Genomic DNA, 21,677 nt, shown 5'->3' on the forward strand with positions numbered 1-21,677 from the left:
CTGCCATGACCCGCCCTCCGCCGCCGAGCCTGCGGCTGCATATCGACAGCGACGCGCTGGCGCAGAACTGGCGCACGCTCGACGCCATGTCGGGCGCGGCGCGGGCGGGAGCGGCGGTCAAGGCGGATTGCTACGGCCTCGGGGTCGATCGCTGCCTGCCCGTGCTGTACGAGGCGGGCTGCCGCGATTTCTTCGTCGCGCACTGGAGCGAGGTGCCCGGCGTCATCGCGCATGTCCCGGCACAGCGCCTGTCGGTCCTGCATGGGCCGCTTGGTGCCGACGATGTCCGGTTCGCGCGCGAGACCGGCGTTCGCCCGGTGATCGACAGCCTGCGGCAGGCGCGGCTGTGGTCCGAAGCCGGGGGCGGCGCCTGCGACCTGATGGTCGATACCGGGATCAACCGGCTGGGCATTGCGCCCGCGGAACTGGCCGACCCGTCGATCCAGGCGCTGGAGGTGCGCGTGCTGATGAGCCACCTCGCCTGCGCCGACGAGGACGCGGCGATGAACGCGCGCCAGCTCGCCGCTTTCCGCGACTGCATCCCCGCCGTGGCTCACGAGGAGACCAGCCTGGCCAACAGCGCGGGCGTAGCGCTGGGCAGCGACTACGCCTTCGATCTCACGCGCCCGGGGCTCTCGCTTTACGGCGGCATCCCGCGGCCCGAACTGGAAGATCGGATCGCGCAGGTCGCTTATCCGCAGGCGGCGTTGATCCAGGTGCGCGACATCGCGGCGGGCGCCAGCGTGGGCTACAATGCCACCTTCACCGCGGGCGAGGACATGCGCATCGGCGTCGTCTCGCTCGGCTATGCCGATGGCATTTTGCGCAGCTGGGGCGGGGCGCATTTCACCCATGGCGAACGCCGCCTGCCGATCCTCGGCAAAGTATCGATGGACATGATCGTGCTCGACCTGTCGGCGGCCCCCGAACTGGCCGAGGGGGACTGGCTCGACCTGCCCTACCGGCTTCCTGATGCTGCGCAGCAAACCACTCTATCGCAATATGAATTGCTCACCGTACTGGGCAATCGCTTCGGTTGACCTTTACGTCATGTTGCACTGCACTTTTCGCGCGTGCTAATCCTCTTGCATTGCACAAATGGGGAGCATGAGAGAATGGCCAAGCGGAGCGCCGAGGGCGAACCCATCATCATCAAGAAATACGCCAACCGGCGCCTCTACAACACCGACACCAGCAGTTACATCACGCTCGACGATCTCGCCAAGATGGTCCGCGAGAACGTCGATTTCCACGTGCTGGATGCGAAGTCGGGCGACGATATCACGCACACCATCCTGACGCAGATCATCGTCGAGGAAGAAAGCCATGGTTCGCACATGCTCCCGGTCAGCTTCCTGCGCGACCTGATCCGCATGTATGGCAATTCGATGCAGGCCATGATGCCGAGCTATCTCGAAGCCAGCATGACCAATCTGCAGAAGAACCGCGAACAGATCCAGGAAGCCTTCGCCAAGGGACTCGAAACCAATCCGTTGGCGCAGATGGCCGAAGCCAATTTCAAGATGATGCAGAACGCCGCCGAAGCGTTCATTCCCGGCTCGCGCAAGGCGCCCGCGCCAAGGCAGGCACCCGCGAGCGAGCAGGCGGACGAGCTGGCCGAAATGCGCGCGCAAATGGCCGCGATGCAGGAGAAGCTCGACAAAATGGGCAAATAGCACGGGGCTTGCCCCGCCTGCGGCCATTTTCCTGCGCCGCGCGCTTGTCGAAGGGCGCATCTTCCCATTATGGGCGCGCCAGATGAATGACGGTTCTTCGTCTGCCCGCACCCGACGGTGGGGCCGGAACGAGGCGCCATTAGCCAAGGCCCCCACGATCATGCCCAATATCCGCCATGCCCTGAATACCCGGCGCGAAGACGATTTCGCGGCGTGGTACCAGGATGTCATCAGTTCCGCCGAAATGGCCGAGGAATCGGGCGTGCGCGGCTGCATGGTGATCCGCCCGTGGGGCTTCGGCATCTGGGAGCGCATGCAGCGCCTGCTCGATGACCGGATCAAGGCGACGGGCCATGAAAACGCCTATTTCCCGATCTTCATCCCGCTGTCGAACTTCGAGCGCGAGGCCGAGCATGTCGAAGGCTTCGCCAAGGAAATGGCAGTGGTCACGCATCACCGGCTGATCGCGGGCAAGGATGGCGGGCTGATTCCAGACCCCGAAGCCAAGCTGGAAGAACCGCTGGTCGTGCGCCCGACCTCGGAAACGATCATCGGCGATGCCATGGCGCGCTGGATCCAGAGCTGGCGCGACCTGCCGCTGAAGCTCAACCAATGGGCCAATGTCGTGCGCTGGGAAATGCGCACGCGCATGTTCCTGCGGACCAGCGAATTCCTGTGGCAGGAAGGCCATACCGCGCATGCCGACGAGGCGGAGGCGAAAGAGCACACGCTGACCATGCTCGAGGTTTACCGGGCCTTTGCCGACGAGGACCTCGCGCTGGCGGTGGTGCCCGGTGAAAAGCCCGAGAACGAGCGTTTCCCGGGCGCGGTCGAGACCTGGTCGATCGAGGCGATGATGCAGGACGGCAAGGCGCTGCAGGCGGGCACCAGCCATTATCTCGGCACCAATTTCGCGCAGGCCTCGGGGATCAAGTACCAGAACCGCGAGGGCGGCGAGAGCCTCGCGCATACCACCAGCTGGGGCGTTTCGACGCGCATGGTCGGCGGCGTCATCATGACGCATGGCGACGACGACGGCCTGCGCCTGCCGCCCAAGATCGCGCCGCAGCAGGTCGTCATCCTGCCTATGCTACGCGACAAGCCCGAAGACCAGGCGCTGATCGACTATTGCGAGGTCCTGCGCGCCACGCTGGCCGGCCAGAGCGTGCTGGGCGAACCGCTCCGCGTGCTGCTCGACACGCGTCCGGGCAAGGCGGCGCAGAAGCGCTGGGACTATGTCCGCAAGGGCGCGCCGGTGATCGTCGAGGTCGGCGGACGCGACATGGACAATGGCGTCGTCAGCTTGCTGCGCCGCGACCGCTTGTGGGATGCCGAAACCGGCAAGCCCGCCTTCGAGAACCCGACGCGTGAAGCTGCAGGGGAGGCCATTCCCGCGATCCTCGCCGACATGCAGGCAGCGCTGCTAACCCAGGCTGCCGAGCGCCGCGATGCGAACATCACTCGCGGGGTCACCGATTTCGCCGAGGTGGAAAAGCACTTCTCCGGCTCGCGCTATCCCGGCTGGGTGGAAGTGCAATGGTCGAAGCCGACCGGCGCGGCGCTGGAAAAGGTCGTCGAGCGGCTGAAGGACCACAAGCTCACCATCCGCAACGTACCAATGGACGCTGCACCGGTCGACGGCGCGTGCATCTTCACCGGCGAACCCACGGTCGAGCGCGTGCTGCTGGCCAAGGCCTATTAGTCAGACCGTGACACCGGGCCTCGCCATCCCCATATGGCGCGCATGACAAAACAGAACACGAACCGGCGGCGTCAGGGGATGCCGTCGAAAGAACAGATACTCGAATTCATCCAGACCTCCGACACGCCCGCGGGCAAGCGCGAAATCGCCAAGGCTTTCGGGCTCAAGGGTCAGGAAAAGATCACGCTGAAGAAGCGTCTCAAGGACATGGCCGAAGAAGGCCTCATCGACGGCAAGCGCACTGCCTATCACCGGATGGGCGGCGTGCCCAAGGTGACCGTGCTCAAGGTCGTCGCGATCGATAATGGCGAAGTAATTGCCGAGCCCGAGAACTGGGCCCCCGACAGCAAGGAAAAGCCGCCGCGGCTGGTGGTGCGCGAAACGACCAAGATGGCGGCGCTGAAGCGCGGCGACCGGATCCTCGCGCGCAACGAGGAAACCGGTGACGGCTGGCGCGCGACGCCGATGAAGAAGCTTCCCGCACGCACCGAAGGCATGATGGGCGTCGTCGAATTCGACGGCGCGGGCAAGCCATGGCTCGCCCCGGTCGACAAGCGCGTGCGCGAAAGTGCGCCGATCGGCGACCTGGGCGAAGCGCAGGAAGGCGAGCTGGTGCTGGCCGAACGCATGGGCAAATCCGCCCGCGCGAAGGTCAAGGTGGTCGAGGTGGTCGGCGATCCGCTGGCGCCCAAGGCTTTCAGCCTGATCGCCATCGCCAAGCACGGCATCCCGCATGTCTTCCCGAGCGAAACCATCGCCGAGGCCGAGCGCGCGGTCGACCTGCCGCTCTCGCCCGACCACAGGGAAGACCTGCGCGACGTGCCCATCGTCGCGATCGATCCCGCCGATGCGCGCGACCATGACGATGCGATCTGGGCCGAACCCGACGGGAAAGGCGGTTACCGCGCGATCATCGCGATTGCCGATGTCAGCTATTACGTCCGCCCCGGCGGCGAGTTGGACCGCGAGGCGCGCAAGCGCGGCAATTCGGTCTATTTCCCCGACCGCGTCGTGCCGATGCTGCCCGAAGTGCTCAGCGCCGATGTCTGCAGCCTCAAGCAGGATGTCGACCGCGCCGCGATGGCCTGCCACATAAGCATCGACAAGCACGGCAAGGTCAGCGACTGGCGCTTCACCCGCGCTATCGTGCGGCTGGCGAGGAACATCGCCTACGAGGACGCGCAGGCGGCAATCGACGCGGGCGACGCGCCCGAATATCTGCAGAACCTGTGGGGCGCGTGGAAGCTGCTGTTCAAGGCGCGGCAGGCACGCGACCCGCTCGACCTCGAACTGCCCGAACGGCAGGTCCGCCTCAATGACGAGGGCGTGATCGAGGAAATCGCGATCCGCGAACGGCTCGATGCGCACCGCGTGGTCGAGGATTTCATGATCGCCGCCAATGTCGCGGCGGCCAAGGCGCTCGAGGCCAAGGCCGCGCCGGTGGTCTACCGCGTCCACGAGCAGCCGAGCCGCGAGAAATTGCTCGCCTTCCGCGAATATCTCGCCACGCAGGGCAAGAAGTTCGCGCTGGGGCAGGTGATCACGCCGGGGCTGTTCAACCGCATGCTCAAGGACATTTCCGAGCCGGCGGAAAAGGCGCTGATCATGGAAGCGGTGCTGCGCAGCCAGACGCAGGCGTTCTACGGGCCGCAGAATGCGGGCCACTTCGGCCTTTCGCTCGGCAGCTATGCGCATTTCACCTCGCCGATCCGGCGCTATGCCGACCTGCTGGTGCACCGCGCGCTGGTCGATGCCTACAAGCTCGAACAGCCCAAACCCAAGGTCGACCTGCCCGAAGGCTCGGGCCTGTCCGATCGCGACAAGACCGCGCTGCACCAGATCACCGACGCGATCAGCCAGACCGAACGCCGCGCGATGGAGGCCGAACGCGACACGATCGACCGCTATGTCGCGGCCTGGCTGTCGGGCCGCGTGGGCGAGACCTTCGACACGCGCATCACCGGGGTGCAGGGCTTCGGCTTCTTCGCCACGATCGAGAAACTCGGCGGCGACGGGCTGGTCCCGGTCAGCACGCTGGGGCGCGAATATTTCAGCTATGACGAAGGCGCGCGCAAGCTCGTCGGCGAGCGCAGCGGCACCGAATATGCCGTAGGCGACCGGCTCAAGCTCAAGCTTGCCGAAGCCAATGCGCTGACCGGCGCGCTCAAGTTCGAAGTGCCCGACAGCGACGGGACGGGGGTCGAACCACGCGGCAACCGCGCCCCGGAAAAGAAGCGGACCCACCAGAACAAGCGCCCCAAGAAGGCGCAGGGCGCCCCGCGCCAGTCGCATCCCGCGGGCAAGCGCGGACGCCCGGGCAACATCCGCCACCAGGGCCGCAAGAAGAAGTGACGGAACGGGCCGGGGGGCGGCTCATTGGGTTGGTAAAGGAGCCTTCATGACCCAGCTTATCCCCGGCCAGCCCGTCCCCGATCTCGACCTGCCGCTCACCATCGATGCGCGTTTCGAACTGTCGAAGCAGCAGCCCGAAGCGTTCACCATGCTGGTGTTCTATCGCGGCAAGCATTGTCCGATCTGCAAGAAGTACCTTACCGAGCTGAGCGGCAAGCTCGACCAGTTCACCGAAAAGGGCATCAACGTCTTCGCGGTGTCGATGGACAGCCCCGAGCGCGCCGCGGTCAGCCATGAGGAATGGGACACTGGCGACGTCCCGCTGGCGCATTCGCTGAGCGAGGACAAGGCGCGCGAATGGGGCCTCTACATCAGTGAAAAGCGTGACGGCAGCGAGGAACCCGACATCTTCTCCGAGCCGGGCCTGTTCCTGGTGAAGCCCGATGGCACGCTGCATTTCGCCGTGGTCCAGAACGCGCCGTTCACGCGGCCCGATCTCGATGACCTGCTGAGCGGCATCAGCTTCACGCTGGACAAGGATTATCCCACCCGCGGCACCCTGACCTGAGCGTCAGGCGAGCGCGTCGATCTCGTCGCGGCTGAGCCCGCCGGGGACGAGATAGAGCGGGCAGGGCAATTGCCCTGCATGCGCCGCGAAATGCGTCACCAGCGGACCCGACCCGCCTTCCGCGCTGGTCGCCAGCACCAGCGCGGCGATGCTCGCATGTTCGTCGATATATTTGCGCACGACATCCGCCGCCGGGCCGGGGCGCACCGCAATGGTGGGCATCTTGCCCATTTCGCCGAAGATGTTGCCGGCAGCCGAATTGGCCATCACCTCGGCGCGTTCGCGCGCCTCCTGTTCGATCGTGGCCTGCACTCCACCGAAAGCGTTGAAGGTCTGCTGCGGGACGAGCGCCAGGATATGCACCGATCCGCCGGTCTTCTGGGCGCGCAGCGAGGCGAACCGCAGCGCCTGCCTGGCTTCTTCGGTCTCGTCCATCACGACAAGGTATGTGCGCATAGCGGCTCCCCCGGATCCCTCGCAGCGCGTTACCCGGTAATTCGTATTCTGTGCAAGGACCTTGCGGCGCAGGGGCATCTTCGGCAGAGGTCGCGGCACAACTCTCTCCCCAGCGAGGACGTAACGTCAAACCATGCCTACGCCGATCAAGATGCCCGCCCTGTCGCCCACCATGGAGGAGGGCACGCTCGCCAAATGGCTGGTGAAGCCGGGGGACAAGGTGGAAGCCGGCGACATCATGGCCGAGATCGAAACCGACAAGGCGACGATGGAATTCGAGGCGGTGGACGAAGGCACCATTGCCAGCATCGCGGTCGATGAAGGCAGCGAAGGCGTAAAGGTCGGCACCGTGATCGCGATGCTCGCCGAGGAAGGCGAGGACCTCGACGAGGCCGCTGCGGCTGCTCCCGAAGGTGACGGTGAAGTACCCGAACCCACTTCCGCTGATGCTGGGTCCGATAAAGAGAGCGCCGTCCCAGCGAAAGTTGGGGCCGCTAACGAAGCCGCGCAACAGAAAGCGACCCCAGCTTCCGCTGGGGTGACGAACGGCGCAAAAGCCCCCGCAGCACCGAAGGACGACAGCGGAGAGCGCATTATCGCCTCACCGCTTGCGCGCCGCATTGCCCAGCAGAAGGGTATCGACCTCGCCAGTGTCACCGGCTCCGGCCCGCGCGGACGCATCGTGAAGGCCGATGTCGAAGGCGCGGAAGGCGGCAAGGCAGCCGCTCCCACCAGGCAGGACGCTACCGCCGAAATGGCCAAACCGCGTGTGCCCAGCAAGACGCCGGCCGAGAGCGAATATGGCGCGCCTTACGAGGAAGAAAAGCTCACCAACGTCCGCAAGGTCATCGCCCGCCGCCTGACCGAGAGCAAGCAGCAGGTCCCGCATTACTACCTCGCCGTGGACGTGCGGCTCGATGCACTGCTCGACCTGCGCAAACAGCTCAATGCCGGGCTGGAGGCCGATGGGGTCAAGCTGAGCGTCAACGACCTGCTGATCAAGGCGCTGGCCAGCGCGCTGATGCGCGTGCCGCAGTGCAATGTCAGCTTCCAGGGCGACACGCTGCACCGCTACACCCGCGCCGACGTGTCGGTCGCGGTAGCAGCGCCCACTGGCCTGATCACGCCGATCATCACCGAAGCCGATACCAAGGGCCTTGCCGCGATCAGCAAGCAGATGAAAACGCTCGCGGAGAAGGCACGCGACGGCAAGCTGCAGCCGCATGAATACCAGGGCGGCACCGCCAGCCTGTCCAATCTCGGCATGTTCGGGATCAAGCAGTTCGACGCGGTCATCAACCCGCCGCAGGGCATGATCATGGCAGTCGGCGCGGGCGAGCAGCGTCCCTATGTCGTCGACGGTGAACTGCAGGTCGCCAGCGTGATGACCGCCAGCGGCAGCTTCGACCACCGCGCCATCGACGGCGCCGACGGTGCGCAGCTGATGGAAGCCTTCAAGCAGCTGTGCGAGAACCCGATGGGGCTGGTGGTTTGAGAGTTCCGCGCTTTAAGCAATTTGGGAGCAGGCTGACGGGTATTTCTACCCCTCTTGGGGGTGCCAATTGGACTGCTCCGATTTCCGAACGAGAAGGTGGTCGAAATCTCATCCTTTTTCTCGAGAATCGACGGGTGCTCTATAACCCCTACCACGCTGAAAACCCAAACGACTGTGTTCAATCTATCATCGAAATTAGGCACTATCTGATTGAGCTTGCGCAGCACCTCGCTGACAATTCGTTGCTCAAAGCGCATGTCCGAGCGCTTGCTGCTGGGGCACGCGAGTTTCTCGATCGTATCGGGACAAGCGAAAGAGACGGAGATTGGCACCTGGAGGGGGTCGGTGGGAGTATGGATTTTCAAGACGGACTTGGTCGTATGCGAGCGGGATATGGTCAACATCTAGCTTTCATCGCTGAGCGATTTGACCTCGAAATTCCCAATGACCTTCAGACGATCTTGCCCCCCGTGGTGACGGATGATGACTGACCGCCAGCCCCAGATCCGCGTCACGGCCATGCCGACCGATCTCAACCCCTATGGCGGGGTGTTCGGTGGCTGGCTGATGGCACAGATGGCGCTCGGCGCGGGATCGCTTGCGAGCCGCGAAGGGCAGGGCAAGGCGGTGGTTGTCTCGGCAAGTGATTTCGCCTTCCCCGGCGTGATGCAGGTCGGCGACGAGTTGTCGGTCTATTGCGCCATCGCCACCACCGGCACCACCTCGCTCACCATCACCGCCGAGGCGATCGGCCGCGAGCGTAATGGCGAGGCCGAAACCCGAGTGGCGCAGGGCACGTTCAAATTCGTCCTGCTCGACGAAAACGACCGCCCCCGCGCGGTGGCGGAGCGGTGGGCTTGACAGGAATGTCGCAGCCCCCTCTCCCCAACCCTCTCCCGCAAGGGGGAGGGGGACGGTGAACGCCTCTCCCCTTGCGGGAGAGGAAGGGGCCCGCCGCGCAGCGGTGGGAAGGAGAGGGGGCAAGCGCGACCTCCTCCCTCTCGCCAAACGTATGCGGCGCGAGCCGACCGAGGCGGAGACCCGTCTTTGGTCGATCCTTCGCGGAGGTCGGATGGACGGCGCGAAATTCAAGCGCCAGGAGCAGATCGGCGACTATATTGCCGACTTCGTGTGTTTCACCGAGCGGTTGATCGTCGAGGCGGACGGATCGCAGCATGTCGAGAGCGATACGGATCAGGCGCGCGATGGCTGGCTGAAATCGCAGGGCTTTCGAATCCTGCGATTTTGGAATGACGATATCCTGCGCGACACCGATGCGGTGGGCGAGGCGATCCATGCTGCGCTTCGGCCCCCTCTCCCCAACCCCTCTCCCGCGAGGGGAGAGGGGCTATGAGCGCTGTCCTACAGGCCCGGGCCCATGCGATATGCACCCGCATGACCCGCACGCATTCTCCGCCCCGGACCGCCGCAATGCGCGGTCCCGCGCGCCACGGATTTTCTTCGCTTGGACCGTGTAACACCCGGTCCATGTCTGCGACCAAACGAGAGACTACAGAGACGAATCATGGCTGACACCAATTACGACGTCATCGTGCTCGGCAGCGGCCCGGGCGGCTATGTCGCGGCGATCCGCTGCGCGCAGCTGGGGCTCAAGACCGCCATCGTCGAGCGCGAACTGCTCGGCGGGATCTGTCTCAACTGGGGCTGCATCCCGACCAAGGCGCTGCTGCGTTCGGCCGAGATCCTGCATTATGCGCGGCATGCCAAGGACTACGGGCTCAAGATCGCCGGCGAGATCGAGGCCGACCTCGACGCAGTGGTGAAGCGCAGCCGCGGGGTCGCCAAGCAGCTCAATCAGGGCGTCACGCACCTGATGAAGAAGAACAAGATCGCGGTTCATATGGGCGAGGGCACGCTGACCGGCCCCACCAGCCTCACCGTGAAAGGCGAGAAGGGCGAGGAGAAGCTCACCGCCAAGCATGTGATCGTCGCCACCGGCGCGCGGGCGCGCGACCTGCCCTTCGCCCCGGCGGATGGCGAGCGCGTGTGGACCTATCGCCACGCGATGACGCCCAAGGAAATGCCTACAAAGCTGCTGGTGATCGGCAGCGGCGCGATCGGCATTGAGTTCGCCAGCTTCTACAACGACATGGGCGTCGATGTGACCGTGGTCGAAATGCTCGACCGCGTGGTGCCAGTCGAGGATGCGGATGTCTCTGCCTTCCTCGAGAAGAGCCTGACCAAGCAGGGCATGACGATCATGACCGGCGCGGGCGTCGAGGACCTCAAGGTCACTGCCATGGGCGTCAAAGCCAAGATCAAGGACAGCAAGGGCAAGGTAACCGAGACCGAGTTCAGCCATTGCATCACAGCGATCGGCATCGTGCCCAACACCGAAAACGTCGGACTGGAAAAGCTGGTCGAAATGGACCGCGGCTTTATCCAGATCGACGATTACGGCCGCACCAAATCGAAGGGCCTGTGGGCGATCGGTGACTGCACACCGGGGCCGTGGCTGGCGCACAAGGCGAGCCATGAGGGCGTCACTACGGCCGAGGCGATTGCGAAGGAACTGGGCAACAAGGAGGTCCACCCGCACCCGCTCGACCGCGCCAACATCCCGGGCTGCACCTATTGCCACCCGCAGATCGCCAGCGTCGGCCTGACCGAAGCCAAGGCGAAGGAAGCGGGCCACGACGTCAAGGCGGGCACCTTCCCCTTCATCGGCAACGGCAAGGCTATCGCGCTGGGCGAAGCCGAGGGCTTCGTGAAGACCGTGTTCGACGCCAAGACCGGCGAACTGCTCGGCGCGCATATGGTCGGCGCGGAGGTGACCGAGATGATCCAGGGCTTCGTCGTCGGCAAGACGCTCGAGACCACCGAGGCCGAGCTGATGCAGACGGTGTTCCCGCACCCCACGATCAGCGAATCGATGCATGAGAGCGTGCTTGCGAGCTATGGCCGCGCGCTCCATATCTGAGGCCTGACACGCGCCGCGGCGCGAGGGGGATGACAGCGTGACCGGTTTCCTGATCCTGGCTTTCCTGATCCTCCTGGCCGGGGTCCTCGCGGTGCCGCTGGCCACCCGCCTCGGGCTCGGCTCGGTGCTCGGCTACCTGCTTGCAGGCATGGCGATAGCGCCGCTGCTCGCAGCGCTGTCGGTCGATGTCGAGGCGCTGCAGGTCTTCGCCGAATTCGGCGTGGTGATGATGCTGTTCATCATCGGGCTCGAAATGGAACCCAAGCGGCTGTGGGCGATGCGCGGCAAGCTCGCCGGGCTCGGCGGCGGGCAGGTGGTGCTGACCACGCTGGTGCTGACCGGTATCGCGCTGCTCGCCGACCAACCCTGGCAGACCGCGCTGGCGGTCGGCATGGTCCTCGCGCTGAGTTCGACCGCGATCATCGTCCAGACGCTGACCGAAAAGGGGCTGATGCGCACGCAGGGGGGCGAGGCGAGCTTCTCAGTGCTGCTGGTGCAGGATGTCGCGGTCATCCCGATCCTCGCGCTGGTGCCGCTGCTCGCGCTGCCCGAGCTTGCGTCACTGGCCACAAGTCACGGCGAGGGCGGGGCGCATGGCGGGATCGACCTCACCGCGCCCATGTCGATCTGGGTTGCGGCGGCGACCCGCGTTGGCGCGGTGGCGGCGGTGGTCGCCATCGGCATCTTCGCGATCCGCCCGCTGTTCCGCTACATCGCGCGCGCCAACCTGCGCGAACTGTTCACCGCCGCAGCATTGCTCGTGGTGATCGGGATCGCGCTGCTGATGTCGCTGGTCGGCCTCTCGCCCGCGCTCGGCGCCTTCATCGCGGGCGTGGTGCTTGCCACCAGCGAATACCGCCACGAGCTCGAAAGCGACATCAACCCGTTCAAGGGCCTGCTGCTGGGGCTGTTCTTCATCACTGTCGGCGCGGGGATCGACTTCGCGCTCGCCAGCACGATCTGGGATTCGGTGGTGTTCTGGGCCGCGGTGACGGTGGCTGCCAAGATGGCAGTGCTGCTGCTGGTCGGCTGGTTCTACGGCCTGCGGCGGCAGGCGCTGTGGCTGTTCTGCCTGAGCCTACCGCAGGCGGGCGAGTTCGCGTTCGTCCTGATCGCCTTCGGCGTCGCCAATGCGGTGTTCGAACCCGCCTTCGCCGATCAGTTGCTGCTGATCGTCGCGCTGACCATGCTGGTCACCCCGCTGCTGTTCATCCTCTACGACAAGCTCATCGCGCATGCCTATTCGACCGGGCAGGGCGGCCGCGAGGCCGATGCCATCGACGAGGACAACCCGATCATCATCGCGGGGCGCGGGCGCGTCGGCGGGATCGTCGACCGCATGCTTGATGCCGCCGGACACCGCGCGACGGTGATCGACTACAACAGCGAGCATTTAGAAGTGCTCAAGAAGTTCGGCGTCACGACCTATTACGGCGACGCGACGCGGCCCGACCTGCTCGCCAGCGCGGGGATCGACCGCGCGCGGATCCTCGTCGTGGCGCTCGACGAGCGCGAGCAGATCGACCGGCTGGTACGCTATGCCTGTGCCAACTTCCCGGGCCTGCACGTCGTCGCACGCGCCAAGGACCGCGACCATGTCTATCACCTGTGGGCGATGGGCTGCCGCGACATCGTCCGCGAAACCTATGACAGCAGCCTGCGGATGGGCCGTTCGGTCTACGAGGCGCTGGGTCACGACCACCAGTCGGCCACCGCCATGGTCGAAGCGTGGGAGGAGATGGATCGCACCTCGATGCGCGAGATTGCCGATGTCTTCCGGCTCGATACGCCGTCTTACGAGAACGAGGAACTGCTTGCCAAGATCAGGGAGCTCAAGGCCGAATGGGATCCCAAGCTGCGCGAGGCGATGGACGAAATCGCCGCGCGCGGACGCTAGACGCAACCAGTCAGCATGCCGCGCGTTGGGGGAGGAAAGGAGAACACGATGACAATCCCGAAGCGCGATACCCCCCAAGCCCAGGACGACGCGGCGCAGGACGCCGAGGACAGCAAGACCATCAAGGATCACAAGGCCCTGCAGAACCAGTCTTCGATCGACCCGCAGGACTACCCCAAGGGCGATCGCAGCGCGCAATCGCTGGTCCGCAAGCCGGGCGACAAGGACTGATCGGGGATCGTGGCGGAGAGGGTGGGATTCGAACCCACGAAGGGCTTGCACCCTTGCCGGTTTTCAAGACCGGTGCATTCAACCGCTCTGCCACCTCTCCGCGAGCGCGGGCTAGCTAGTCACTTCGGCCGGGCTTGTCACGCATTTACCTGCAAGGAGGACGGGCCGTGCCCCGTAAACGCCAAATGACACTTGCCGTTAAGCTTCGCTCTGCGACAATCGCCGGATGAAATTCAAACCCCTTCTCGCCGCCGCCGGGGCATTTGCGCTCGCATTGCCCGCCGTTCCCGCCACCGCCCAGCAGGACCTGAGCTTCGATGCCTATGTCCAGCTGCTGATCGCCAAGGCACGCGCCGAAGGGGTCAGCGAAGCGACTCTGGCGCGCATGACCGCGGGACTGGAGCCAAACGACCGGGTGATCCGGCTCGACCGTGCGCAGCCGGGATCGCCGACCTCGTCCGGCTATCCGGCTCTTGCGCCCTATATCGCGCGACACGTCGATGCCGCGCGCATCCGCGGGGGACGCAGCGCCCGGGCCGAGTGGTCGGGCACGCTGCGCGCCATCGAACGCGATTACGGCGTGCCAGGCGAAATCGTGGTCGCCATCTGGGGACATGAAACCGCCTATGGCGCGGTCAAAGGCGGGTTCGACCTTTCGCAGGCGCTTGCCACGCTCGCCTGGGAAGGCCGCCGCCGCGGCCTCTTCGCCAGCGAGTGGGTCGCGCTGATGAAGGTGGCCGACAAGGGCTACTCCCGCGGCGAACTGCAGGGCAGTTGGGCGGGCGCCTTCGGCAATCCGCAGTTCCTTCCTTCGGTCTACCTGCGGCTCGCCGCCGACGGCAATGGCGACGGCCGCGCCGACATCATGAACGACAGCGCCGATGCGCTGGCCTCGATCGCCAACTATTTCCGCGACGCGGGCTGGCGCGAAGGCCAGCCCTGGGGCGTGGGCGCCTATGTTCCCTCCGGCTTCGACGTCGCGGCCTACCGCACGCCGATCGCGGCCCCGGTGTGTTCGCGCGTCCATGAACGGCACAGCGTCTACAAGCCGGTGTCGGAATGGCGCGCACTCGGCATCCAGCCCCAGCGCGCAATCGGCGACGACGTGCTGGTCACGCTGTTCCAGCCCGACGGTCCCGGCACGCCGGCTTGGCTGTTAACCTCGAATTATCGGGTGATCCTCGAATACAACTGTTCGAACTATTACGCCATGAGTGTGGGGCTGCTCGCAGATGAAATCGCCGAATAGGATACTTCTTGCTGCGAGCGCCGGGCTGGGCCTGCTCGGCCTCGGTGCCTGCGCTTCGAACGCGCAAGCCCCGGCCGCAAGCACCGCGCCCGTAGTGGGCAACGGCCCTGCCGCCGATTATCCCGTCGTGGTGGGCGATCCATTCACCATCGACGGCGTAACCTATACCCCGGTCGATACGATGAATTACGACCAGGTCGGCTATGCGGGGCGCGAAGAGGCCGGCGTGACGGGGGTAACCGGCGCGCATCGGACACTTCCCTTGCCGAGCTATGTCGAGGTGACCTCGCTCGACACCGGGCGGACCATCCTTGTCCGGCTCGAACGGCGCGGACCGATGACCAACGACCGGCTTATCGCACTGGCACCCGACGCTATCGCGCAGTTGGGGATCGGTGAGGGCGCTCCCATCCGCATGCGGCGGGTGAACCCGCCCGAGGAACAGCGTGCGGAACTGCGCGCCGGGCGCGAGGCACCCCCGCGGATGGACACGCCGCAGGGCCTGCTCGAAGTCCTCAAGCGCAGGCTGCCGCCGCGCGGCTCGGCGCCGCTCGGCGATCCGCGGCAAGCCGAGGTGAGCGGTGTCGCGCCGACGCCCGAGGTCATCGAAACCCGCGACCCGAACGAGGAGGCGCTGGTGGAAGATGCTACGAATGAAGCGGAAGAGCCCGTACTCACGCCGGCCGAACCGCCGGCCGGACGGCCGCAGTTGCGCAATGCAGTCGAAGGCGGTCCTGCCCGGGCCCCGGTCATGGTTCCGACCGATCCGGACGGGAAGTTCGCGGTCCAGCTCGGCGCCTTTTCGGTCAGGGCCAATGCGCAGAAGCTGGCGCGCGAAGTGCAGGGCTATGTTGAAGACAGCGGTGCCTTGGCAATCGTTCGCGTGGGACCCTTCGCAACCCGTGGACAGGCGGAGGAGGCGCTCGCCAAGCTTCGCTCACGCGGTTATAGCGACGCGCTGATACGACCACTCGATTGATCCGCCGCGGCTCCTGCCCGGCGACGGGAGCACACTTGCGCAACCGCCTGACTTTACTGGCTAGCATGGCAATGGCCTGCATCGCTGCGCCGCTTGGCGCGCAGCGTGCGCCGGACGCCGCCATTCCCAGCGAGGCCGATGCGCCGATCGCCTATCTGCTCGATGCCACAAGCGGCCAGGTTCTCTATCAGCGGGAGATAGACCGGCGGTTCATGCCCGCGTCGATCACCAAGGTGATGACGACTTTCCTCGCTTTCGAATGGATCGACGAGGGCCGCCTCCTGCGTGAACGGATCTTCGGTGTGCGGCCGGAGACTTTCCGCCAGTGGCACCGCAAGGGCTCGACCATGTTCCTCGCCGAAGACGCGCGCGTATCGGTGGACGACCTGCTTCACGGCGTGACCACCGTCTCCGCAAATGACGGCGCGGTGGTGCTGGCCGAAGGCGCGGCCGGATCGGTCGAGGACTGGGTCGCTGCGATGAATGCCAAGGCGCGCGAGATCGGCATGGCCAACAGCCATTTCGGCAATCCCAATGGCTGGATGGACGAAGGCAGGACGTTCGTCACCGCGCGCGATCTCGGCACGCTGGCGCAAGCCATGGTGGTGCGGCACCCGACGAAATACCGGCACTTCGTCGGCGCGCAGGGTCTCGAGTACAATGGGATCGAACAGCGCAACCACGATCCGATAACCGGTGTCGTGCCCGGTGCCGACGGCATCAAGACCGGCTATACCAACCAGGCGGGGTTCGGTTTCCTCGGGTCCGCCGAACGCGACGGCCAGCGCCTCGTGATGGTGGTGGCGGGCAGCCCGGGCGGACGCGAGCGGCGCCGCGCCGCGCGGCAGTTCATCGAATGGGGATTTCGAAATTTCGACAGCCGCGTGCTCTTCGCGCAGAACGCGCGCATCGGCACGGCGCGCGTGCAGGAGGGCGGGGCAGGCACGGTCGGGCTGACCACGCCCCGGCCGTTGCGCATAGCCGTGCCCCGCGGCAGAGATCCCGAGATATCGCTGACGATCAGCTATGAAGGACCACTGCAGGCTCCGGTCGCGAAGGGTGAAGAAGTGGCCGAACTGGTGGTGTCGATCGCCGGCATGCCCGAACACCGCGTGTCGCTGGTCGCGGCCGAAGAGGTGTCCGAAGCCTCGATCGTCCGCCGCGTCTTCAACGCATTCCAGAGCTGGCTCGGGTGAGCGCGGGCCGCTTCATCGCCTTCGAAGGCGGGGAGGGCATGGGCAAGTCCACCCAGGCGCGCCTGCTGGCGGACCACTTGCGCAAGCGCGGTCTCGGGGTCGAACTCACGCGCGAGCCGGGCGGTACGCCGGGCGCGGAAGCGATCCGTACGTTGCTGCTCGATCCGCCGGCTGATGGCTGGACGCTCGAGGCCGAGGCGCTGCTGTTCGCCGCAGCGCGGGCGGATCACGTGGCGCGGCTGATCCGGCCTGCGCTCGGCGCGGGCAACTGGGTTGTCTGCGATCGCTTCATCGATTCGAGCAGGGCCTATCAGGGCGAGGCCGGGACGCTGGGCGATGACCGCGTGATGGCGCTGCATTCGCTGGGCAGCGCGGGGCTATTGCCCGATCTGACAATCGTCATCGATGCGCCCGCGCAGGCGGTGGCGGGACGTCTTGCGCAGCGCGATGGCGGCGTTAGCGACGCTATCGGCGGACGTGCAGCCGATTACCATGCGCGCGTCAACGCAGCCTTCCTCGCCTTCGCGCGTGCCGAACCCGATCGGTTCGCGGTCGTCGACGGCAGCGGCAGCGTCGAGGATGTGCACCGGCGCATCCTGGCGGAAATCGCCACGCGGTTCGGTGATGGGGCGGACTGATGCTGCTCGGCCACGAGACTGCCTGGCGCGAATGGCGCAAGGCCCTGGGCGGGGAACGCATGCACCATGCCTGGCTGCTGGCCGGGCGACGCGGCGTGGGCAAGGGCAGCTTTGCCTTCGCCGCCGCCTGCGAACTGGTCGGTGTGGATCCCGCTGATGCCCAGAACCATCCCGACATACTGACGCTCACCTACGCTCCCAAGGACGACAAGGAAGAACGCAAGCGCGCCGACGGCAAGCCATACGAGGTCGCGCGCAGCATCCGTATCGCGCAGGTGCGCGGCATGCAGGCGCGGCTCGGAACGCGCCCGACACTCGGCGACAAGCGCGCGATCATCATCGATCCGGCCGACGATCTCGAGCGCAATGCCGCCAACGCGCTGCTCAAGAGCCTCGAAGAACCGCCGATCGGCACTTATTTCCTGCTGGTCGCGCACAGTCCGGCCCGCCTGCTGCCGACCATCCGCTCGCGCTGCCGCGTGTTGCGCTTTCCGACGGTATCCGATGCCGAGATGGACCGGCTGCTGGCCAATCTCTCGCCGGGAGCGGACCCTGCCACACGCGCGGCGGCGATTGCGGCGGCGGGTGGTTCGCCCGGCGCCGCGCTTCAGTTCGTCGACATGGAACTGGGCAAGGTGCGTCAGGCGATGGATGCAATCCTGGCCCGCGGCGATCCCGATTTCCAGCTGCGCGGCACACTCGCGGGGCTGATCGGTGCGCGGCCCGACCGCGAGCGGATCCGCGCGGTGCTCGAACTGGCCCGCTCGGCAGTGGCGCAACGGCTCGACGGGGCGATGGCCGATCCGCGACCCGTCATCGACACGCATAGCGAACTGGTCCGCCTGACCGGCGAGCAACCAACCTATAATTTCGATGCGGGACTGCTGGCGATGGAAATCGGCACCTTGCTCGCCAAGGCGGCTACCGCTAGCGAGCGAGCCGATGGCTGAACCCTATTACCTGACCACCGCGATCCACTATCCCAATGGCAAGCCGCATATCGGCCATGCCTACGAGACGATCGCGGCTGATGTTATCGCCCGCTTCCAGCGCCTGCGCGGCCGTGAAGTCCGCTTCCAGACGGGGACCGACGAACACGGTTTGAAGATGGCCCAGAAAGCCCGCGACATCGGCAGCACCCCGCGTGAGCTTGCGGATGAAATGTCGGGCCATTTCAAGGAACTGTTCGATGTTCTGAACATTTCCTATGACCGTTTCATCCGCACCACCGATCCCGATCACCACCGCGCGAGCCAGGCGATCTGGGAGGCGATGGAGAAGAAGGGCGACCTCTATCTCGATCGCTACGAAGGCTGGTACTCGGTTCGCGACGAAGCCTATTACGACGAAGGCGAACTGGTCGAAGGCGAGGGCGGGGCCAAGCTCTCGCCGCAGGGCACTCCGGTCGAATGGACCGAGGAGGAAAGTTGGTTCTTCCGCCTGTCCAACTATGCCGAGCCCCTGCTCGAACTGCTCAAGACGCCCGGCTTCCTGGAACCGGTGAGCCGGCGCAACGAGATGGTCGCGTTCATCGAACGCGGATTGCAGGATCTGTCGGTCAGCCGCACCAGTTTCGACTGGGGCGTCAAGGTGCCCAGCGGCGATGGCCACGTCATGTATGTCTGGGTCGACGCGCTGACCAATTACATCACCGGCGTCGGCTATCCCGATGGCGGCGAATTGTGGGACAAGTTTTGGCCCGCCGATCTCCACCTGATCGGCAAGGACATCGTCCGCTTCCATACGATCTACTGGCCGGCCTTCCTGATGAGCGCGGACCTGCCGCTCCCGAAAAAGGTCTTCGGGCATGGCTTCCTGCTCAATCGCGGGGTCAAGGAATCCAAGTCAGCGGGCAATGTCACCGATCCGATGGAGCTGGCCGACAGGTTCGGCGTGGATGCGCTGCGGTACTTCCTCATGGCCGAGGTTACCTTCGGGCAGGACGGCAGCTATTCGGCGCAAGCGCTTGTTAACAAGGTAAATGCTGAACTAGCCAACAGTTTCGGCAACCTTGCACAGCGCACGCTTTCGATGATCGCCAAGAACATGGCCGGCAAGCTCGAGCTGTTCTCCGCAGCCAGCGAAGACGATACGCTCCTGGCCACAGTTGGGAAGGCCTGCGCCGAAACGCTGCCGCAAGAATTCGAAGCGCTTAATTTCTCGGTCGGGATCGAAGCCTGGCTGCGAGCCGTGTATGCCTGCAATGCCTATGTCGACGAACAGGCGCCGTGGGGGCTCAAGAAGACCGATCCCGAACGGATGAAGGCGGTGCTGCAAACGCTGTTCATCGCCATCCGCGACCTCGCCATCGCGATCCAGCCCGTCGTCCCCGAAAAGGCTGCGGCAGTGCTCGACCAGCTGGGTATCCCGGCGGATCGCAGGTCCTATGCCAACCTTGGCGATGCGGACTGGTTCGGCGCTTTGGCGGCGAGCGGCCATGCTATCGACAAGCCGACCCCGGTCTTCCCGCGGCTCGAATTGCCCGAAGAGGAGCCGGCCTGATGCTCGTCGACAGCCATTGCCACCTCGAATACGAAGGCCTCGTCGAAGACCAGGACGCGGCGCTCGATCGGGCGCGCGAAGCGGGGATCGAGGCCTTCCTCAACATTTCGACGAAGCGCGCGGAATGGGACCAGGTCGTCGCTACCGCAAGGGCCAAACGCGGCGTCTATGCCAGCGTCGGCATTCATCCGCACAATGCCGACGATCACGCCGAGTTGACACGCGAAGAACTGCTCGCGGCAACGCACGACGCTAAAGTCATCGGGATCGGCGAAACCGGACTTGATTACTATTACGACCATTCGGACCGCGCCGTGCAGCAGGACCTGTTCCGCCTGCACATCGATGTGGCCCGCGAGGTCCGACTTCCGGTTATCATCCACACCCGCGACGCAGAAGATGATACGCTCGCGATCCTCGAAGACGAGCTGGGGAAGGGGGCTTTCCCAGCGCTGATCCATTGCTTCACCGCGTCGGCCGAGTTCGGGAGGGCGGTCATCGATCTGGGACTGTCGGTCTCGATTTCGGGCATCGTTACCTTCAAGAACGCAAAAGATCTTCAGGCGTTCGCGCGCGACATCCCGCAGGACCGGCTGCTGGTCGAAACCGACAGCCCGTTCCTCGCGCCGGTTCCGCATCGGGGCAAGCCATGCGAACCCGGCTACGTCCGTGACACCGCGCAGTTCCTCGCCGACCTTCGCGAGGAACCGCTCGCGAATCTGGCCGCCTATACCACGCGCAACTTCTACAGCCTGTTCAGCAAGGCCGCCGCGTGAAGCTGCTCATGCTCGGCTCCGGCACGTCGACCGGCGTGCCGCGGATCGGCAACGACTGGGGCGAATGCGACCCGCACGAACCGCGCAACCGGCGCACGCGCGTTTCGATTATCATCGAGAACCAGGCGGGACAGCGGATTCTGATCGACACCTCGACCGACCTGCGCGCGCAATTGCTGGCGAACGGGATCGGCAAGGTGGATGCGGTCTTCTGGACGCATGACCATGCCGATCACTGCCACGGCATCGATGATCTGCGCGTCATGCGCTACGATCGCAGCAACCCGCTGCCAGGCTATGCCAGCAGCAAGACCTGCGACAACTTGCGTCGCCGGTTCGACTACATATTCGAAGGACAGCACGGCTATCCCACGCTGATGTCGCTCAAGGATATCGCGGACGCCAGGCTCGTTGCCGGTTTCTCCTTCGACCATGTCGAAATGCCGCACGGACCGGTGACCAGTACCGGTTTCCGGTTCGAAGCGGATGGAAAATCAATCGTTTATGCGACCGACTTCAGTGAGATTACAGCTGGCATGCTCAAATGCTTCGACCGGGCCGACATTCTTGTCGTCGACTGTCTTCGCAAGCGGCCGCATCCCACGCATGCGCATCTCGACATGGCGCTCGATCTCGCTCGGCGGGTCAAGGTTGGCCGCACGGTCCTGACGCATATGGACAAGAGCATGGACTACCGCAGCCTGTGCGACGAAGTACCCGATCATGTAACGGTCGGTTACGATGGCCTGACGATGACCGCATGAACGAATACCAGATCGTCTCGCTGATATCGCTGCTGGGGTTCCTGATCCTGATGACCGGCGCATTCCGGTCACACCGTGTGAACGTGAAAAAGGCTTTCTACATGGCCGCAGCATGGGTGGGCATCTTCGCAATCGTCGTCCTATTCATCGATCTGGTGCGGTAGGGCAGCACGCAGAAGCTCCTCTTCGCTCAACGACGTCAGTTAACATAATATATATTATCATTCCATACGAGGAGGATAAGCCGCTTCCAAG

General features: G+C 65.1%; 22 protein-coding genes and 1 tRNA gene. 21 read left to right on the forward strand and 2 right to left on the reverse strand.

The window, feature by feature from the left end; translation table 11 throughout:
• Positions 1 to 5: 5 nt before the first annotated feature.
• The 5 genes from WKH79_RS03785 to WKH79_RS03805 all read left to right on the forward strand — a co-directional run bounded on the left by WKH79_RS03785 (position 6) and on the right by WKH79_RS03805 (position 6,298).
• Entirely contained in the window at positions 6 to 1,040 is a 1,035-nt protein-coding gene (locus WKH79_RS03785) for an alanine racemase (RefSeq protein ID WP_341859650.1), read from the forward strand.
• A gap of 75 nt (positions 1,041 to 1,115) precedes the next feature.
• Positions 1,116 to 1,676: a polyhydroxyalkanoate synthesis repressor PhaR gene (phaR, locus tag WKH79_RS03790; protein ID WP_341859651.1), complete on the forward strand. Its 561-nt coding sequence runs from the start codon at positions 1,116 to 1,118 to the stop codon at positions 1,674 to 1,676.
• 160 nt (positions 1,677 to 1,836) lie between these two features.
• Positions 1,837 to 3,378 carry a proline--tRNA ligase gene (proS, locus tag WKH79_RS03795; protein WP_341859652.1) on the forward strand — a complete coding sequence of 514 codons (1,542 nt, stop codon included), beginning with the start codon at positions 1,837 to 1,839 and terminating at the stop codon, positions 3,376 to 3,378.
• A 78-nt stretch (positions 3,379 to 3,456) separates the two neighbouring features.
• Entirely contained in the window at positions 3,457 to 5,730 is a 2,274-nt protein-coding gene (gene rnr, locus WKH79_RS03800; protein ID WP_341859653.1) for a ribonuclease R, read from the forward strand.
• A gap of 46 nt (positions 5,731 to 5,776) precedes the next feature.
• On the forward strand, positions 5,777 to 6,298 hold the full coding sequence (locus tag WKH79_RS03805; protein WP_341859654.1) for a peroxiredoxin-like family protein: 522 nt from the start codon (positions 5,777 to 5,779) through the stop codon (positions 6,296 to 6,298).
• A gap of 3 nt (positions 6,299 to 6,301) precedes the next feature.
• Here the strand turns inward: WKH79_RS03805 and WKH79_RS03810 are convergent, their stop codons facing one another.
• A complete protein-coding gene (locus WKH79_RS03810) occupies positions 6,302 to 6,754 on the reverse strand; it encodes a universal stress protein (protein WP_050600521.1) in 453 nt (150 codons plus the stop codon).
• Between the two features lie 133 nt (positions 6,755 to 6,887).
• Between WKH79_RS03810 and WKH79_RS03815 the strand changes: the two genes are divergently transcribed.
• From WKH79_RS03815 to WKH79_RS03845, 7 genes are all read left to right on the forward strand, one after another.
• A complete protein-coding gene (locus tag WKH79_RS03815) occupies positions 6,888 to 8,249 on the forward strand; it encodes a pyruvate dehydrogenase complex dihydrolipoamide acetyltransferase (protein ID WP_341859655.1) in 1,362 nt (453 codons plus the stop codon).
• A complete protein-coding gene (locus WKH79_RS03820) occupies positions 8,219 to 8,740 on the forward strand; it encodes a DUF6650 family protein (RefSeq protein WP_341859656.1) in 522 nt (173 codons plus the stop codon). Before WKH79_RS03815 ends, WKH79_RS03820 begins: the two co-directional genes overlap by 31 nt.
• Positions 8,733 to 9,110, forward strand: a complete 378-nt coding sequence (locus tag WKH79_RS03825) for an acyl-CoA thioesterase (RefSeq protein WP_341859657.1) — start codon at positions 8,733 to 8,735, stop codon at positions 9,108 to 9,110. The genes WKH79_RS03820 and WKH79_RS03825 overlap by 8 nt, the downstream gene beginning before the upstream one ends.
• 151 nt (positions 9,111 to 9,261) lie before the next feature.
• Positions 9,262 to 9,603 (forward strand): DUF559 domain-containing protein, encoded by a 342-nt coding sequence (locus WKH79_RS03830; RefSeq protein WP_341860087.1) that lies wholly within the window; start codon positions 9,262 to 9,264, stop codon positions 9,601 to 9,603.
• 171 nt (positions 9,604 to 9,774) lie between these two features.
• A complete protein-coding gene (gene lpdA, locus WKH79_RS03835) occupies positions 9,775 to 11,190 on the forward strand; it encodes a dihydrolipoyl dehydrogenase (protein WP_341859658.1) in 1,416 nt (471 codons plus the stop codon).
• A 37-nt stretch (positions 11,191 to 11,227) separates the two neighbouring features.
• Entirely contained in the window at positions 11,228 to 13,087 is a 1,860-nt protein-coding gene (locus WKH79_RS03840) for a cation:proton antiporter (protein ID WP_341859659.1), read from the forward strand.
• Positions 13,088 to 13,135: 48 nt separating this feature from the next.
• A complete protein-coding gene (locus WKH79_RS03845; RefSeq protein ID WP_050600515.1) occupies positions 13,136 to 13,318 on the forward strand; it encodes a hypothetical protein in 183 nt (60 codons plus the stop codon).
• Between the two features lie 10 nt (positions 13,319 to 13,328).
• On the opposite strand, the gene WKH79_RS03850 is transcribed toward WKH79_RS03845, so the two are convergent.
• A tRNA-Ser gene (locus WKH79_RS03850) sits at positions 13,329 to 13,418 on the reverse strand.
• 126 nt (positions 13,419 to 13,544) lie between these two features.
• Here WKH79_RS03850 and WKH79_RS03855 point away from each other — a divergent pair.
• The 9 genes from WKH79_RS03855 (at position 13,545) to WKH79_RS03895 (ending at position 21,586) form a co-directional block, all read left to right on the forward strand.
• Positions 13,545 to 14,567 carry a lytic murein transglycosylase gene (locus tag WKH79_RS03855; protein WP_341859660.1) on the forward strand — a complete coding sequence of 341 codons (1,023 nt, stop codon included), beginning with the start codon at positions 13,545 to 13,547 and terminating at the stop codon, positions 14,565 to 14,567.
• The gene (locus WKH79_RS03860; protein WP_341859661.1) at positions 14,551 to 15,546 is read left to right on the forward strand and encodes an SPOR domain-containing protein; all 996 of its coding nucleotides are present in this window, start codon (positions 14,551 to 14,553) and stop codon (positions 15,544 to 15,546) included. Before WKH79_RS03855 ends, WKH79_RS03860 begins: the two co-directional genes overlap by 17 nt.
• Positions 15,547 to 15,617: 71 nt before the next feature.
• Positions 15,618 to 16,742, forward strand: coding sequence for a D-alanyl-D-alanine carboxypeptidase family protein (locus tag WKH79_RS03865; protein ID WP_341859662.1), 1,125 nt, complete (start codon positions 15,618 to 15,620; stop codon positions 16,740 to 16,742).
• A complete protein-coding gene (gene tmk, locus WKH79_RS03870; protein ID WP_341859663.1) occupies positions 16,739 to 17,380 on the forward strand; it encodes a dTMP kinase in 642 nt (213 codons plus the stop codon). The genes WKH79_RS03865 and tmk overlap by 4 nt, the downstream gene beginning before the upstream one ends.
• The gene (locus WKH79_RS03875) at positions 17,380 to 18,330 is read left to right on the forward strand and encodes a DNA polymerase III subunit delta' (protein WP_341859664.1); all 951 of its coding nucleotides are present in this window, start codon (positions 17,380 to 17,382) and stop codon (positions 18,328 to 18,330) included. The genes tmk and WKH79_RS03875 overlap by 1 nt, the downstream gene beginning before the upstream one ends.
• Positions 18,323 to 19,882 carry a methionine--tRNA ligase gene (metG, locus tag WKH79_RS03880; protein WP_341859665.1) on the forward strand — a complete coding sequence of 520 codons (1,560 nt, stop codon included), beginning with the start codon at positions 18,323 to 18,325 and terminating at the stop codon, positions 19,880 to 19,882. Before WKH79_RS03875 ends, metG begins: the two co-directional genes overlap by 8 nt.
• Entirely contained in the window at positions 19,882 to 20,658 is a 777-nt protein-coding gene (locus WKH79_RS03885) for a TatD family hydrolase (RefSeq protein WP_341859666.1), read from the forward strand. The genes metG and WKH79_RS03885 overlap by 1 nt, the downstream gene beginning before the upstream one ends.
• Entirely contained in the window at positions 20,655 to 21,422 is a 768-nt protein-coding gene (locus tag WKH79_RS03890) for an MBL fold metallo-hydrolase (RefSeq protein ID WP_341859667.1), read from the forward strand. Before WKH79_RS03885 ends, WKH79_RS03890 begins: the two co-directional genes overlap by 4 nt.
• Positions 21,419 to 21,586, forward strand: a complete 168-nt coding sequence (locus WKH79_RS03895) for a hypothetical protein (protein WP_341859668.1) — start codon at positions 21,419 to 21,421, stop codon at positions 21,584 to 21,586. The genes WKH79_RS03890 and WKH79_RS03895 overlap by 4 nt, the downstream gene beginning before the upstream one ends.
• Positions 21,587 to 21,677: the final 91 nt, after the last annotated feature.

Source organism: Qipengyuania sp. GPGPB31, assembly GCF_038396345.1.
GTDB classification, from domain to species: Bacteria; Pseudomonadota; Alphaproteobacteria; order Sphingomonadales; family Sphingomonadaceae; genus Qipengyuania; species Qipengyuania citrea.